General features: G+C 64.6%; 15 protein-coding genes and 1 riboswitch. Of the genes, 8 read left to right on the top strand and 7 right to left on the bottom strand.

The genetic code is table 11. From position 1 onward, the window contains the following. Positions 1-181: 181 nt before the first annotated feature. Positions 182-1,348, bottom strand: coding sequence for an amidohydrolase family protein (locus ACLP9N_RS27555; RefSeq protein WP_442410345.1), 1,167 nt, complete (start codon positions 1,346-1,348; stop codon positions 182-184). Between the two features lie 100 nt (positions 1,349-1,448). Here ACLP9N_RS27555 and ACLP9N_RS27550 point away from each other — a divergent pair, with 100 nt between their 5' ends. Next, complete coding sequence (locus ACLP9N_RS27550) at positions 1,449-1,949, top strand: hypothetical protein (protein WP_442410344.1); 501 nt, start codon at positions 1,449-1,451, stop codon at positions 1,947-1,949. 7 nt (positions 1,950-1,956) lie between these two features. Here ACLP9N_RS27550 and ACLP9N_RS27545 read toward each other — a convergent pair whose 3' ends face one another. Continuing rightward, positions 1,957-2,547 carry a TetR/AcrR family transcriptional regulator gene (locus ACLP9N_RS27545; protein WP_442410343.1) on the bottom strand — a complete coding sequence of 197 codons (591 nt, stop codon included), beginning with the start codon at positions 2,545-2,547 and terminating at the stop codon, positions 1,957-1,959. Between the two features lie 103 nt (positions 2,548-2,650). Between ACLP9N_RS27545 and ACLP9N_RS27540 the strand changes: the two genes are divergently transcribed. The 4 genes from ACLP9N_RS27540 (at position 2,651) to ACLP9N_RS27525 (ending at position 6,516) form a co-directional block, all read left to right on the top strand. Further along, complete coding sequence (locus ACLP9N_RS27540) at positions 2,651-3,568, top strand: alpha/beta fold hydrolase (RefSeq protein ID WP_442410342.1); 918 nt, start codon at positions 2,651-2,653, stop codon at positions 3,566-3,568. A gap of 7 nt (positions 3,569-3,575) precedes the next feature. Continuing rightward, a complete protein-coding gene (locus tag ACLP9N_RS27535) occupies positions 3,576-4,826 on the top strand; it encodes a WS/DGAT domain-containing protein (protein ID WP_442410341.1) in 1,251 nt (416 codons plus the stop codon). 22 nt (positions 4,827-4,848) lie between these two features. Continuing rightward, positions 4,849-5,358 (top strand): DoxX family protein, encoded by a 510-nt coding sequence (locus ACLP9N_RS27530; RefSeq protein ID WP_442410340.1) that lies wholly within the window; start codon positions 4,849-4,851, stop codon positions 5,356-5,358. Between the two features lie 474 nt (positions 5,359-5,832). Further along, positions 5,833-6,516: an SDR family oxidoreductase gene (locus ACLP9N_RS27525; RefSeq protein ID WP_442410339.1), complete on the top strand. Its 684-nt coding sequence runs from the start codon at positions 5,833-5,835 to the stop codon at positions 6,514-6,516. A gap of 352 nt (positions 6,517-6,868) precedes the next feature. Here ACLP9N_RS27525 and ACLP9N_RS27520 read toward each other — a convergent pair whose 3' ends face one another. Further along, a complete protein-coding gene (locus ACLP9N_RS27520) occupies positions 6,869-7,102 on the bottom strand; it encodes a hypothetical protein (RefSeq protein WP_442410338.1) in 234 nt (77 codons plus the stop codon). A 138-nt stretch (positions 7,103-7,240) separates the two neighbouring features. Here ACLP9N_RS27520 and ACLP9N_RS27515 point away from each other — a divergent pair, with 138 nt between their 5' ends. Continuing rightward, positions 7,241-8,974 (top strand): DUF3556 domain-containing protein, encoded by a 1,734-nt coding sequence (locus ACLP9N_RS27515; protein WP_442410337.1) that lies wholly within the window; start codon positions 7,241-7,243, stop codon positions 8,972-8,974. Here the strand turns inward: ACLP9N_RS27515 and metE are convergent. The 3 genes from metE to ACLP9N_RS27500 form a co-directional block, all read right to left on the bottom strand. Further along, positions 8,971-11,253, bottom strand: coding sequence for a 5-methyltetrahydropteroyltriglutamate--homocysteine S-methyltransferase (gene metE / locus ACLP9N_RS27510; RefSeq protein ID WP_442410336.1), 2,283 nt, complete (start codon positions 11,251-11,253; stop codon positions 8,971-8,973). The genes ACLP9N_RS27515 and metE overlap by 4 nt on opposite strands. A 142-nt stretch (positions 11,254-11,395) precedes the next feature. Continuing rightward, a riboswitch (cobalamin riboswitch) is annotated at positions 11,396-11,593 on the bottom strand. 33 nt (positions 11,594-11,626) lie between these two features. Then, positions 11,627-12,727, bottom strand: a complete 1,101-nt coding sequence (locus ACLP9N_RS27505; RefSeq protein ID WP_442410335.1) for a tyrosine-type recombinase/integrase — start codon at positions 12,725-12,727, stop codon at positions 11,627-11,629. Then, positions 12,727-13,380, bottom strand: a complete 654-nt coding sequence (locus ACLP9N_RS27500) for a helix-turn-helix domain-containing protein (RefSeq protein WP_442410334.1) — start codon at positions 13,378-13,380, stop codon at positions 12,727-12,729. Before ACLP9N_RS27500 ends, ACLP9N_RS27505 begins: the two co-directional genes overlap by 1 nt. Before the next feature lie 121 nt (positions 13,381-13,501). Between ACLP9N_RS27500 and ACLP9N_RS27495 the strand changes: the two genes are divergently transcribed. Together ACLP9N_RS27495 and ACLP9N_RS27490 are read left to right on the top strand one after the other, a co-directional pair. Continuing rightward, positions 13,502-13,780 carry a hypothetical protein gene (locus ACLP9N_RS27495; protein ID WP_442410333.1) on the top strand — a complete coding sequence of 93 codons (279 nt, stop codon included), beginning with the start codon at positions 13,502-13,504 and terminating at the stop codon, positions 13,778-13,780. Next, entirely contained in the window at positions 13,777-14,118 is a 342-nt protein-coding gene (locus ACLP9N_RS27490) for a hypothetical protein (protein ID WP_442410332.1), read from the top strand. Before ACLP9N_RS27495 ends, ACLP9N_RS27490 begins: the two co-directional genes overlap by 4 nt. A 273-nt stretch (positions 14,119-14,391) precedes the next feature. Here the strand turns inward: ACLP9N_RS27490 and ACLP9N_RS27485 are convergent, their stop codons facing one another. Beyond that, complete coding sequence (locus ACLP9N_RS27485) at positions 14,392-14,952, bottom strand: winged helix-turn-helix domain-containing protein (RefSeq protein ID WP_442410331.1); 561 nt, start codon at positions 14,950-14,952, stop codon at positions 14,392-14,394. Positions 14,953-15,277 lie beyond the last annotated feature (325 nt).

The raw sequence follows: 15,277 nt of genomic DNA, 5'->3' as shown, positions 1-15,277 counted from the left end.
CGGCGAATAGGACCATCCGTAGCTGGCGTCGGGCTCGTAGAAGTCGGCCATCACACCCCAGTCGCCGCTGTCCTGCGCCCGGCGGTTCACCTCGAGCCAGTCGTCCCAGAATTTATCGAATTCGGTGCGGTCGTATGTCATGGGTACGAATAATTACATGTGTAATTTATTCGGGCAAGCGTCAGCTATCTTCAGGCTCACTGCCTGGGGGCGGCGGCAGCGGCGCGTCCGGGAACAGCTCGGCGAAGCTGCCGAACAGGATGCGGTCCCTGGTCGCTTGATCGACGCCGTCGAACAGCTGGTGCAACGTGGCCTGGGTGTGGCCGAAGGTGCCCTCCATGTGCGGGTAGTCGCTGCCCCAGAGCACATTGTTGAAACCCATTGCCGTCACGGTCGTGACCGCCGACGAGTCGTGCTGGAACGACGCGTACACCTGCGAGTAGATGATCTCGCGCGGGCTACGTTTGAGCTTGGGCCGCACCACCATTGCGTGCTGGCGATAGCCCTCCTCCATCCGGTCGGCGATGAACGGTACCCAGGTCGCGCCGCCCTCCGACACCAGGACTTTGAGGTTCGGGTGGCGATCCAGGGCGCCCGACGCGACGAGCTTGACCACCGCGCGCTGGCCGCCGAACGACGTCTCGGTGTAGTTGAGCACGGCGCCGCCCGGGCCGTGGTAGGTCACCCCGATGCTGTTGCCCGCAGCGAAATCGATTGGCTCGCTGCCGATGTGGAAGGCGATCACCATACCGATGTCTTCCGCGGTGGCCCAGAACGGCTCCCATTCGTCGCGGTTGTAGTCGCGCTGCGCGGGATGCGGCGTCACGGGCAGAAAAACCGCCTTGAATCCCATTGCGCCGCAACGCTTGAGCTCGTTGACCGCGTCGCCGATATCCAGCGTTGATACCTGCGCCGTGGGGATCAGCCGCGCGGAGTGGTCCATGATCGTTTCTTTGGCCCAGTCATTGGAGGCCCGCATCGTCGCCCGCATCAGCTCCGGTGTGCGAAACGAGCCGGCCCACATGCCGAGGGAGGGGAACACCAGCTCCGACCAGATGCCTTCGGCGCTGAGATCGGCCAGCCGTTTGTCGACGTCACGCGCGCCCGCAGCGGCCACGGTGGCCTGTATGAACTCTTCTTGGGCGATGCTCGGCAGCCGACGGCGAAAGACTTGGCCGTCAACGTGGATGGACTCCCATTTGCCGTCCGGATCCTTCTCGCTTCGCGGCACCAGTTCGGCCAATCGCGTCGGCAGCCGTGAGCGCCACAGGTTCTCGGGCTCAATGAAGTGCGAGTCGCCCGAGTTGGCCCACAACTTCAGGGGGTGTCGCGCAACGGGAGCGGCCATATCCGGGACATTAGAATTGCATTCTAAAACTGTCAACGTTCCAGCGACGTTCCAGCGACGGGGGTATACATCCACGGTTGCGGCAGCGCACTCTAGTTCCATGGCCCCAGACCGTCTTAGCCGTCTCGTCGGTTGGTGCGTCGCGTCGCTCGCGATCGCCCTGTCCCTTCCGTCGACTGCCTCCGCCGACGCTGCGTCCTGGAACGGCCAGTACGCGATCACGTTCATGGTTGGTCCAAAGTCCGGGACCAGCACGGCGGTGGGTGACCCTGAGGGGCAGCACACCGAAACCTACGGGTTTCACTCGAGCTGTACGGGCGGAAAGTGTACCGCCACGATCGTCAGCGGCCCTCCGCCGAGTAATCCGACGGTTCCGCAACCGGTGCAATTCACCTGGGATGGGTCGTCCTGGACGCAACACAGCGAATTCCAATGGGACTGCATGATGCCCGACACCACGATCCAATGGAGTCCGGCCCGATCCGATGTGCGTTACACGCCCCAGGCCGACGGAACACTTGCCGGCGTCATGCACACGGAGATTTTGAGCGGCCCGTGCCAGGGCACAGTTGACATGCACATGACAGCCGAGCGCGCGTAACGGTCAGCTACTCCGTGAGCCGGTCGATCCATTCGATCGTCGCGTCGATGATCTCCGGTACGTCGTCGGGGTGCTCGCAGGCGGCGACCATCAGCGAGGACTCCGCCATGGTCGCGATCAGAACCCGGCTGAGCAGCTGTCCCCGCAACGATTTGTCCAGCTCGAGCACCGCCATCCAACTACGGAACGCAGCTTGCATGCGGTCGCGGCGAGCGACCTCGAACCCGGCCGGTGTGTCTCCGGACGTCAGCACCATGGCCAGGCGCCGGTTCTCCCACATCGCCTCCAGGTAGGCGCGCACGTGCAGCTCGAATACGCGTCGCCCGTCCGGCCGGGAGTCGCCCGCGTGACGCATCGCCGCGTCGATGCGGCTGTCGACGGCGTCGGCCATCTGCTCGAAGATCGCCAGAAACAGCTCGCTCTTTCCACCGAAGTGGTGGTAGATGCTGCCGACGCTCGCGCCGGAGCCGGCGACCACGTCGGCCATCGTCGCCGCGGTGAAGCCCCTGGTCGCGAAGACCTCGATCGCGGCGTCGAGGATCCGCTGCTGGGTGGCGCCGGTCTTGGCCCAGCGGCGAGCCTGCGCCGAGGTCGTCATGCCTAGACGTTAACGGGTTCGTCGACCACCATCCGGCCGCGTTACGTTGGTCCATGCAAGCGCGTGCGCCAATCAGAATCCAACCCTGAGGAGGTATCTCGCAATGACTGAGCCGCGCTGGGTCGACGTGCCGGGCCCTGCCGGGGACCTGAAGGCCCTGACCTGGGGTCCGCACGACGGCCCGATCGCGTTATGCCTGCACGGCTTCCCCGACACCGCGTACGGGTGGCGCAAGCTCGCGCCCCGGCTGGCCGAGTCGGGATGGCGGGTGATCGCACCGTTCATGCGCGGCTACGCGCCGTCGTCGATTCCCGCCGACGGCAGTTTTCACATTGGTGCGCTGATGGACGATGCCCTGCGGGTGCGCTCGGCCGCGGGCGGCACCGAGCACGACGTGGTGATCGGTCACGACTGGGGCGCGATCGCGGCCACCGGTCTGGCCGCGATGCCAGACAGCCCGTTCGCCAAGGCGGTGATCATGTCGGTGCCGCCCTCGGCGGCGTTCCGGGCGCCGGGCCGGGTGGCCGACCGCGGCCGGCTGGCCCTCCGGCTGCCGCGTCAGCTGCTGCGGAGTTGGTACATCTTCTACTTTCAATTGCCTTGGCTGCCTGAACGTTCCGCTTCCTGGGTGCTGCCGCTGCTGTGGCGGCGATGGTCGCCGGGCTATCGCGGCGCCCCTGAAGATCTCCGTCACGTCGACGCCGCGATCGGGACACCGGAGAGCTGGCGGGCGGCGCTGGGACCGTACCGGGCAACGATTCGCAACACCCCGCCGCCGCCGCAGTACGCCGAGTTGAACCGGTGCTTCACCGACGCGCCCATACTGCCGAGCCTGTATCTGCATGGTCGCGACGACGGTTGCATGACAGCGGCTTTCGCACCGTGGGCCGAAAAGGTGTTGCCGCCCGGCAGCGAGGTTGCCATCGTCGACCACGCCGGGCATTTCGTGCAGCTCGAACAGCCGGACAAGGTTGCCGAGCTAGTGCTCGGGTTCATCGGCTCGCCCGGCTCATCCGGCTGAGGGGCCCGTGCCGGACTACCGGATGGCGGCCGTCGATGCGCAGTTCTACTGGATGTCGGCCAAAGTCCCCAACGATGAATTTCTGCTCTACGCATTCGACGGCGAGCCCGCGGTATTGGAGCGTGCCGTCGAGCAGGTCTGCCGTCGTGCCCGCGCCTGTCCGGAGCTTGGGGTGCGCGTTGACGACGGGAGTGCCCTTACGTACCCGCGGTGGGTGCCCGCGGCCGTCGGTGCCGAGCATGTGGTCTGCCACGATCTGGCTGATCACAGCTGGCGCGGCTGTCTGGCGGCGGTGGCCGGCCTGGCCAACAACCAGTTGGACATTCGCCGGATGTCTTGGCGGCTGCACGTGTTCACCCCGGTGCTCGGCATTCCGGGCGCCGCCGGGCCGGGTGCCGTGGCGGTGATGCAGGCTCCGCACGCACTGGCCGACGGCATTCGCGGTGCCGCGATGGCGGCCTGGCTCTTCGGCCGGGATGCACCGGTGCCCGAAGTGGCACGGCCGCCGGCGGGCTTCTTGCCGTGGCGGGCCGTCGATGCGGCCCGCACCCACCGCCAGCTGGTTCGCGATACGCGTGCGGGCGTGCTGGCGCCGGGGCTTGGGCCACGGCCGCTGCTGCCCACCAACGCCCGACCGGACGGTGCCCGCTCGATGCGCACGCTGGTGCGGCACCGCGCGCAACTGCAGGGCCCGACGGTCACCGTCGCGGTGCTGGCGGCGGTGTCCAGCGCGCTTAAGGCACTGTCCGGTCTGCTCGGCGGGCCCGTCGATTCGCTCTGCGCCGAGGTGCCGATAGCCAAACCCGGTGTGCCACAGGCACATAACCACTTCGGCAACTTCACCGTCGGGCTTTACCCCGAGCTGGGCCACGACGCCCGAGTCGAGCGCATCGCGACAGATTTGGCCAACGGGCGCCGCCGCCTCCAGCATCCGGCCGCGTTGTCCGCCGACCGGGCCTTCGCCGCGGCACCCGCGGCGCTGGTGCGTTGGGGGGTATCGCTGTTCGACCCCGACGTCCACCCGACGCAGGTCGCCGGCAACACCGTGGTGTCCAGCGTGAACCGCGGAGCCGCCGATCTCAGCTTCGGGGATGCCCCGGTGGTGCTGACGGCCGGATATCCGGCACTGTCGCCGCTGATGGGCCTGACCCATGGCGTACACGGAATCGGCGATACCGTCGCTATCAGCGTTCACGCGGCACAGTCGGCCGTGCCCGACATCGACGCCTATCTGCGGCTGCTGGACGCCGCTCTCTAACGAATGATCTAGGTTTGCACGTATGACTCCGTATGACGTCGGGTTGCTCATCCTGCGGTTGGTGCTGGGACTGACACTCGCCGCCCATGGCCTCAACAAGTTTTTCGGCGGCGGCAAGATACCGGGCACCGCGCGCTGGTTCGAGAGCATCGGGATGAAGCCCGGCAAGTTTCACGCCACCGTGGCCGCCAGCACCGAGACGGCTGCCGGTCTGGGACTGGCGGCCGGGCTACTGACACCGATCCCGGCGGCGGGCTTCGTCTCGCTGATGCTGGTCGCGGCCTGGACCGTGCACCGGGCCAACGGCTTCTTCATCGTCAAGGAAGGCTGGGAATACAACCTGGTGCTGGCGGTCAGCGCCGTCACCGTGGCCACGATAGGTCCCGGCAGGCTGAGCCTGGATTGGCTGATCTTCGGCAAGAACTGGCTCGACGGCTGGAACGGTTTGCTGCTCTCGGCGGGGCTGGGTCTGGCCGGTGCCATCGGCCAGTTGTTGATCTTCTACCGGCCGCCGGCCAAACAGGTCAAGTAGTCGTCGCTCGCGGGCTAGCTGCGCGCGAGAGCTGAGACCGAGTGTGGCGTGGTCATCTATGAGCAGGCCAATGCGCCGTGGGGCCTAGCTGGGCCCGGCCAGCCGTCATAACGTCATCCCCGACGGCGACGCGTCACTCCAGCGTCGAGATCACCCGCAGGGCGTTCCCACAGATCTCACGGGTCGTCATCGTCATCGTCATCGTCGGCCAGGATTTTCTCTGGGTGGTGGAACATACTGGTGAACGCTTGGGCCGGAAATGATTGGCCGTTGCTGGGGGTATTGCGCCCGCTCGACGCACCCAAAGGGCTGAACAGCACCCGATTGCGTGCTGGAGAAGTCGCAGTCAGTGCCGTTGATACCGAATTGTCCCCACGTGGGGACAATGTTTCACTCTCGTTTGATACTCGTAGTCGGTAGGCGAGAGCATTCCGATCGCTGATCTTAGTCCTAAACAACTCGAAGGAGACCACGATGAACAACGACCAAATCGTCGCGCTGGTCACCGGCGCCAACCGTGGATTGGGTAAGCGGTTCGCAGCCCAACTCGTCGAGCGTGGAGCGAAGGTTTACGCCGCCGCGCGCCGCCCCGAAACAATAGACATACCCGGCGTCGAAGCCGTCCAGCTCGACATCACCGACCCAACCTCGGTAGGCCGCGCGGCCGGCCTGGCCGGCGACGTCACCGTGCTCATCAATAATGCCGGCAGCTCGACGCGCGCCACACTGCTGTCTGGAGCGTTAGAGGACGTGCGGCTGGAGATGGAAACGCACTACTTCGGCACGCTCAACGCCATCCGCGCCTTCGCTCCGATAATCGAAGGTAATGGCGGAGGAGCAATCCTCAACATGCTTTCGGTGTTGTCCTGGCTGCACGCTCCCGGCTCCGGTGCCTACGCCGCAGCCAAGGCAGCGGAGTGGGCCATGACCGATGCACTTAGGCAGGAACTCGCTCCTCGCGGCATCCACGTCACTGCCGTGCACGTCGGCTACATGGACACCGACATGGCCGCCTTCGCGCCCGCGGACCAGAAGACCGATCCCTCGGTGGTCGCCAAACTCGCGCTGGACGGCCTGCTCGCCGGTGTGCCGGAAATCCTCGCCGACGACCTGACGCGCGCGGTGAAGGCGCAACTATCCGGCAGTCAGAAGGGCTGACGTGTCCTGGGGTCGATCTGGCCTCTGATCGTCGCGGCGAACTTTGCGGATACCCGCCAGGTTGCGCCCACGAAAACCGCTGTCCCGCAATGGCACAACTCTCCACACAGGGTCGCCGGTCGTCAGGGGATGGCTCACGGTACTGCCTGGCCCTGCTGAACCGAACGGATATCCCCGCTGACGCCGCTGCGCTGATTGCTCGCGGACTGAGTCAACCGATGCCCTCGCCATGCGCGTGGTCAAATCTGTTGTCCGGTCGACGAATCGGGCAAGCTGAAATCTGTGATCTGGACATCGCGCGGGAGTTGTTGCGCAGCAACACATCTTGCGAGGAAGATGATGGACCGCGAAGCTAACTGGGTCCGCCGTATTGCCACACCAAGTTGTGATTTCCGGTCATGGTTGGGTTGCACCACATGGTTCGGCCGTTGGCGTCCTGGGTGGTTGCGTGCAACACGGTGCACGAATCACCCGGTGAGGGCGCCTGGGCTTTCGCAACAGGATCCGCCACACCGCTCGTGACGACGAAGGCGATCGGTGCGACGGCAGCAATCATCGCCAGCACAAGAAACCGAAGTCTGCGCATGATGGACATCTCCTAAGCAGTTACCAGCAGTACGAACTGCGAAACGCCGACTCCATCCAACGGTATCCTCCGAACGCACCCGCGGGCAAAGACGCGTAGTTGGCGAATCGCAGCTGAACGCGTTCTAATCTGACGTTCATGGGATTCCTCAAGCCCGTAATGCCACAGATCGACATCGAAGAGTGGAGCAAGGGCACCCGCAGCGAAAAGATCCGCCCGATGGCCAGGCACTGGGCCGAGGTGGGTTTCGGCACGCCGGTCGTGCTGCACCTGTTCTACGTCGTCAAAATCCTGCTGTACATCTTGAGCGCGTGGCTGTTCTCAGTGGCGACCACCGCCGGCCTGGCCGGGGCCACCGACGTCATGCACTGGTATGCGGAGCCGATCGTGTTCCAGAAGGTCGTGCTCTACACGATGCTGTTCGAGGTGATCGGGCTGGGCTGCGGCTTCGGGCCGTTGAACAACCGGTTCTTCCCGCCGATGGGCTCGATGCTGTACTGGCTGCGTCCCGACACCATCCGGCTGCCACCGTGGCCGGGTCGCGTCCCGTTGACCAAGGGCACTGTGCGCACCCTGCTGGATGTCGCGCTGTACGCTGCGCTGCTGCTGATGACGTTCGGGACGCTGTTCGCCGATGGCACCGGCCCGGTGAAGCAGCTGGGCACCACGGTCGGGCTGCTGCCGATGTGGAGGATCTGGGTGATTCTCGCGATCCTCGCGATCTTGGGGCTGCGCGACAAGGTGATCTTCCTGGCCGCTCGCGGCGAGGTCTACGCGACGCTGACGGTGACGTTCCTGTTCGGCGGTGTCGACACGATCGTCGCCGCCAAGCTGGTGTTCCTGGTGATCTGGATGGGCGCGGCGACGTCGAAGCTCAACAAGCACTTCCCGTTCGTGATGTCGACGATGATGTCCAACAACCCGTTGTTCCGGCCGCGGTTCATCAAGCGGATGTTCTTTGAGAAGTTCCCGGACGACCTGCGGCCCGGACGTTTGTCCCGGATCTGCGCCCACGTCAGCACTTTCGTGGAAATGTGCGTGCCAGTCGTGCTGTTCTTCGCGCACGGTGGCTGGCCGACCACGGTGGCCGCGACGATCATGGTGATCTTCCACCTGGGAATCCTGACGGCGATCCCGATGGGAGTGCCGCTGGAATGGAACGTGTTCATGATCGGCGGTGTGCTGTCGCTGTTCGTCGGCCACGCCAAGCTCGGTTTGACCGACCTGGAAAACCCCGTGCTGGTGGGGATTTTCATCGCGTTCGTCGCGGGAATCGTGATCGCGGGCAACCTGTTTCCGCGCAAGATCTCGTTTTTGCCCGGTATGCGCTATTACGCCGGCAACTGGGACACGACGCTGTGGTGCATCAAGCCGTCGGCGGACAAGAAGATCAGCCACAACATCGTCTCGATCGCCAGCATGCCGCAGGCACAGCTGGAGCGGTACTTCGGCAAGGAGCAGGCGCAGACCGGGATGTACCTCGGATATGCCTTCCGCGCCATGAATACTCACGGCAGGGCGCTGTTCACCCTGGCGCATCGGGCGATGGCCGGCCAGAACGAGGACGACTACGTCATCACCGACGGAGAACGCATTTGCAGCACCGCCATCGGGTGGAACTTCGGCGACGGCCACATGCACAACGAGCAGCTGATCGCCGCGATGCAGCAGCGCTGCGGCTTCGCGCCCGGCGAGGTGCGCGTCGTCCTACTCGACGCGCAGCCGATCCATAAGCAGACTCAGGCCTACCGGCTGGTGGACGCGGCGACCGGCGAATTCGAGCGCGGCATAGTCAAAGTCGCCGACATGGTGACCCGACAGCCCTGGGCCGACGACGTGCCGGTCCAGGTGCTGTCGGAGTCAGAGGACTAAGCGCCCGCCCGAACCTCTTGGGCGGCCGCGACCATGTTCTGCAGCGACGCGGTCACCTCGTCGGTTTTCCGCGTCTTCAGGCCGCAGTCGGGGTTGACCCAGAGCCTTTGTGCCGGAACGGCTTTCAACGCGGCACGCAGCGATTCGGCCATCTCATTTGCGCTCGGCACCCGTGGCGAGTGGATGTCGTAGACACCCGGGCCGACGCTGTTGGAGAAGCCGATCGCGTTCAGGTCGTCCAGCACCTCCATGTGTGACCGGGCGGCCTCGATGGAGGTGACGTCGGCGTCCAGGTCGGCGATGGCCCCGATCACTTCACCGAACTCCGAGTAGCACAGGTGAGTGTGGATCTGGGTCGAGTCGGCCACGCCGGAGGTGGCCAACCGGAAGGACCCCACGGCCCAGCGCAAGTACTCCTCCTGGTCGGCGCGGCGCAGCGGCAACAGCTCACGCAGCGCCGGCTCATCGACCTGAATGATCGCGATGCCGGCGGACTGCAGGTCGACGGTCTCGTCGCGGATGGCCAGCGCCACCTGGTTGGCGGTGTCGGCCAGCGGCTGGTCGTCACGCACGAACGACCACGCCAGGATCGTGACTGGCCCGGTCAGCATGCCCTTCACCGGCTTGTCGGTCAGCGACTGCGCGTATTTGGCCCACTCCACCGTCATCGGGTGCTGGCGCATGACGTCGCCGTAGAGGACCGGCGGCCGCACGCAGCGGCTGCCGTAGGACTGTACCCAGCCGTTCTTGGTGGCGAAGAAACCGTTCAGCTGCTCGGCGAAGTACTGCACCATGTCGTTGCGCTCCGGCTCGCCGTGCACCAGCACGTCAAGGCCAAGCTGCTCTTGCAGTTTGATGACGTCGGAGATCTCCTGCTTCATCCTGCGGTCGTACTCGGCCTCGTCGATCTCGCTGGCGACCAGCGCGGCGCGGGCCTTGCGGATCTCGACGGTCTGCGGAAACGACCCGATCGTCGTGGTCGGCAGCGGCGGCAGGCGTAGACGCGCGTCCTGGCTGGCTCGGCGCTGCGCCGCATCGCCGCGATGCGTACCGGACGCGACGATCGAGTCGATGCGGGCCCGGACCTGGCCGTTGTGCAGGCGCGGGTCCTTCTTACGCGAGGCGACGGCGGCGTTGGACGCCGCGATCTCGTCAGCAACGGTGTCGCGTCCGTCGTGCAGCGCCCGGGCGAGCGTCACCACCTCGCCGACCTTTTCGGCGCCGAACGCAAGCCAGCTGCGCAGCGCGTCGTCCAGATCCGTCTCGGGCTCCAGCGAATACGGCACATGCATCGTCGAACACGACGTCGAAACGGCGACCGTGGCCGCCGACCCCAGCAGGGTGGCCAGCTTGCCCAGGGCCGCCTCCAGGTCGGTGCGCCAGATGTTGCGGCCGTCGACGATGCCGGCCACCAGGGTCTTGTTAGCCAGCTCGGGTACCGCCGCGATCGCCGTGTCGGCACCGGCCACCAGGTCGACACCGATCGCCTCGACGGGCGTGCGGGCCAGCCCGGCCAGGGAAGCGCCGGGATCACCGAAGTAGGTGGCGACAAAGATGGCAGGCCGGTTGCTGATCGCCCCTAGCGCGTTGTACACCGCCTCGGCCAACGCGGGCGCGTCGGGGGAGATGTCGGTCACCAGCGCGGGCTCGTCGAACTGGACCCACCGCGCGCCATTGTCGGCCAGCAGCGACAGCAGCTCGGAGTAGATCGGCACCAGCTCCTGCAGCCGCTCGATCGGTGCGCCCCCGCCGTTGACGCCCTTGCTCAGCAGCAGGAAGGTGACCGGACCGATGACGACCGGGCGTGCGGGAATTCCTTGCCCGAGGGCTTCTTTCAGCTCGGAGAGCACCTTGTCCGGGTTCAGCGCGAACCGGGTCGCCGGATCGATCTCGGGAACCAGGTAGTGGTAGTTGGTGTCGAACCACTTCGTCATCTCCAGCGGCGCGACGTCATCGTTGCCCCGTGCCGCGGCGAAGTAGCGGTCCAGTTCGTCAGAGATTGCGGCCACCCGCGCGGGCAGTGCGCCAAGCATGACCGCGGTGTCGAGCATCTGGTCGTAGTAGGAGAAGGTGTTCACCGGCACCGAGTCCAGGCCGACGTCCGCCAGGCCCGACCACATGTCGTGGCGCAATGTCGAGGCCACCGATTCCAGGTCTGAGCGACTGGTGCGGCCGGCCCAATAGCCTTCGGTGGCGCGCTTGAGTTCGCGGCGCGGCCCGATCCGGGGCGAGCCGGTAACGGTTGCGGTGAATGGTTGACTATTTGAGAGGTGAGTCACTAGCTGGTCCTTCAAAATCGACGGGGTGGTCGCCGCCGGCGGACACGCAGCCGACCCGATATGCGGTGCACACCATCGGTGCACAAACCGCAACGGCCTCGGCCAAACGCCCATTCCACGAGGCGATGAGCCGCCGGACGCGGCGCGCCCGGCACTGCTGGCAGGTATTCGGACTCGCAGGCGCGCACCGGGTGGTGCTCCTAATGGCCGTCGCTTCCCAGTCTCGGGCGGACCCGGTGACCAGTGCTTATAAATTTTAAGACGGCGGTCGTTCCTGCTTACCGCTGCGGGACAGTCCCGGACTCTTGCCGGGTCAACCTTACCAGGCGGCATATCCGCTGGTAGAAAACGATTTCGACGTCGAACAATCGTGCTACTGAGCACCCCGTGAGCACATTTTGAGCACAACTTCCAGACGGTCAGCCACCGCATCGAGATCCGATTCGAACAGATCGGCGTAGATGTCCAACGTCATCGCCGCGCTGGCGTGCCCGAGCATCCGCTGCACCACCTTCGGATTGGCACCCGCGTGAATCGCCAGCGATGCAGCCGTGTGACGAAGTGCATGCGCGGTGATGCGCGGGAATGTCGGGTCAACCGCTTGGCATCGTGCCACCGCCCCGGCCAGCCATGACTCGGTGCCCGAAGGTGGTCTCAGGTACCCGCCCGACGTGGACGACCACAGCAGCTCATCGCGGCTTTTGCCCTCGGCGGTGCGGGCCAGCGCGTCGGTGACCAACGACGGCAACACGATGGTGCGGTTTTTGTTGGATTTCAGCGTGCCCACCGCGAAGCCGGTGCCGACTTTAACGGCGTTGGTGTGCAACGTGATACGACGACGCAAAAAATCCACATCGGACACCCGTAGCGCGGTGGCTTCGCCCCAGCGCACACCACCGACCCCCAGCAACAACACCAGTGAGCGATAACGGCCCGCCTCATCAGCAAGCCGATCCAACTGTGCGGCAGTCAGATACACGTTCTTACGTGGCGGTTTCTGCGGAAGCTTCACCCCGCGAGCCGGGTTAGACGCCAGCATTCGGTCCCGCACACAGTCATCAAGGATGCGGGCCAACACGGCGTGTGCGAACCGAACAATCACCGGACCGCGCTTAATGTCGGCAAGCCATGCCTGAACATCGGAATAGCGGATATCGGTGATGCGGGTTGAGGCCCACCGAGGTTCGACGTGTGTACGCCATGCACTGTCATAAGACCGGAAGCTGGACGGTTTCAAATGGCCGCGCTGGCGGTTCAGCCATGCCGGACCCAACTCACCGATTGTTGTTCGACCCAACGACGGCGCGACATACTCGCCGGACATCTTGGAAACCTCAACCTTGTTGGCGAACATCTTCGCGTCACGCTTGGTCGTAAATCCGCGCTTCCAGGTCTGCTTGTTGTCAGGTTTACGGTAGCGAACAGCGTAAAGCATTGCACCGCCGGATGTTTGGTAGGTTTCGATGGTGGCCATCAGGGAATCGCTTTCTCTAGATCGGCTTTAAGCTGGCGGGAAATCTGGCCCTTGCGTTGGGCCTTGGCGTCGGGACCGGCGCGGCGATCGCGTTCCTCACTGAACGGTTTGTTCCACAACTTGGTCATCAGGGCGGCGCCGAGTTCACGGCCAACGCCGATCGCCTTACACATGCGAGTGTCTGACTCGTGCATCGTCATCTTCACCCGGAGCCAGTCGTGAGGGTCGAGGTTACGGCGCGCCGACGGAGGTAGCCGCTTCCATTCGGGTAAACGTGTGATGGCCAAGCGGCTGGCTTCGTTCATGATCTTGCCGAGTTTTCGGTCCTGCTCTAGCGTCAAAATCGGCACCGGTTCGCCGCGGAGAACCGCCTGGAGGGTGGATAACTCGACGGTGAACTGACCGCCGAGCGATACCTCACCTTCGCCGTCGAGCAGATCGACAAGGGCAACCGGTTCGGCTGTGGCGCGGCTCAGTGCGACCGCGATTGCCCACAGGGTGTTAAGGGTGATCGCGGCCCGTCCGGCTTCTATGTCACCGACACGCCCGGTTGACATCGGTATCGGTGACAGGGAAGCAAGTTTGTCCAGCGATACATCAGCGCGGCGTTTCCGCACGTTGGCGCCGACAACCTGCGCCACGGTCTTTGTCACAAGATCTCACGCTACATCACAATCCCGTGAGTTCACAATTCCCCGTGACTTGACGTGCTCCTGACCCTGTGGTTCCCTCGCTGAATGAAGTCGCGGAATCCCGCGACATCACGATAGAAAGGTGACCGCACCCATGGCCGTAGCTGAGCATCTCGCCGAGATCGGGCTTTCGCAGCTCTACGCCCAGACAGGCATCGATCTGACCAATTGCCCGCCCGTCATGACCGGGGCCCAGTTGGGTCCAGTCATCGGACTAACTGAAGGCGCGCTCGCGCAAGACCGCTTCCGCGGCGACGGTATCCCCTACATCAAGATTGGCCGGCGTGTTCGATACCTGCGTGCTGACGTTGCCCGCTTCCTGATCGCCAACCGGCGCGGCGAAGCCCACTGCAAGCCGTGACTAGCGCGGCCATCAACCCCGGATTCGGTGGAAGTACCTCGCCGACGAAGAACGAGCTGATTTGTTTTGCGCACCTCGTCTGTGACAACACCGGAATCCCGTTCGGCCCGAACAAGATCATGCGTCTCGTCCGGCAGTTTCGAGACCGGCTACCCAACGGCAGCGGGTGGGCGTTCTTCCTGTTCTTCGCCACCGAGGCGGGGATGTCAGAGGAGCAGCAGGCCGCCGCGCAGCTGAACCCGGATATTGCGCGTGCCCTCGCTCACTATGACCCGACACCGGCGAAGGCATTCCGCAACATCCTGTGGGAGCAACAGCACAAGCAGCGTCGCAAGTAGCACAACCCCATAAAGCAAGGGCCGCCCCCTCAGGGACGGCCCTTTTTTGAATCAACCCACCACCGCCAAGAGGAAGGAAGTTCGATAATGAGTCTACTAGAGCCGAGGTACGCCGGCGTACCAGCGCCCAAGCCGATCCCCAAGGCCGCCCGTCCCGTCACTGTGGGGGTTCGGGTTCGCATTGAGCGTGACGAGACCCGCTATCCGTCCAAAGGGACCTGGCCGGAGTTCCGCGGCTGCACCGGAACCGTAACTGCGAGGAATACGGGGTAGTCACCGCGCCTTTCGCCCGCCGATCCGGTTCCAACGGCCTGTAAGCCGGTCGCGGGTGTGGTCGAACAGACGAAGACCCATGCGGGGTTTGTCTACTTTGCCGACGTAGATCGGACGGTGCACGTCGTAGAGGACGTAAACTCCGGCCTGATCAGTGAAGTTCACCGGTTTGCTACCCGACTGCTGGACACCGAGCAGACGGGGCATGGTGGTCTTCCAGTTCACCTGATCTCGACTCCAAAACATCCCAAAGGCGTTGATGAGGCCCATTTCGCGGGCGGCTTCCTGGGCTTCGTCCGCTTCCTCAACCCCCTTCGCGGCGCGCGTTCGTTCTGCGTTCCGAAGGGCGTAGACGCCGCGCTCAACCTTGATGAATGGTGAGTTCGGCTCCTTGCGAATCGACTCGGACAGATTCGCTGCCACGGTTGCGGCCGGGGTTGCACCGACATTGAGGCGATAGCCGGTATCGATGATCTTTTGGGCTATGTCGGCGTAGTGCGTCGGCTCTCCGCTGTCTCGCAGCGTTTTTTCGATTGCCTTACGCCAGGGCATGTCTGCCATCGCGTCGTACCCCCTTGTGACTTGGTGGCTCCGGTCTCCACAACTTATCGGCGCAGCTCACTAGCAGTACAGGAAATGACAGGCGATGGAGGCGCGAAGCGCGGGCTCAAGCCGAGGACACGCGCAGTAAACCGAAAATTCGCAGGATCCGGCCAGGTGCCCACCAGCGAACGCCAGACAGTGAGGACCGCGTAGGGAGCGGCCGCTCTCAGCGGCCCTGAAAACATACTCTGACGCGAAGATTTCCCCGGCGTCGGTGATCAACTGGCGTGGGTCAGGGTGACGTGGTAGCCCATGGCTTCGAGTTGGTAGATGGCCCGCTTCT

This window comes from Mycobacterium sp. (genome assembly GCF_052144515.1).
GTDB lineage: Bacteria > Actinomycetota > Actinomycetes > Mycobacteriales > Mycobacteriaceae > Mycobacterium.
The sequence above is the reverse complement of the archived record's forward strand: the minus strand, read 5'-3'. Positions and strand labels throughout refer to the sequence as shown.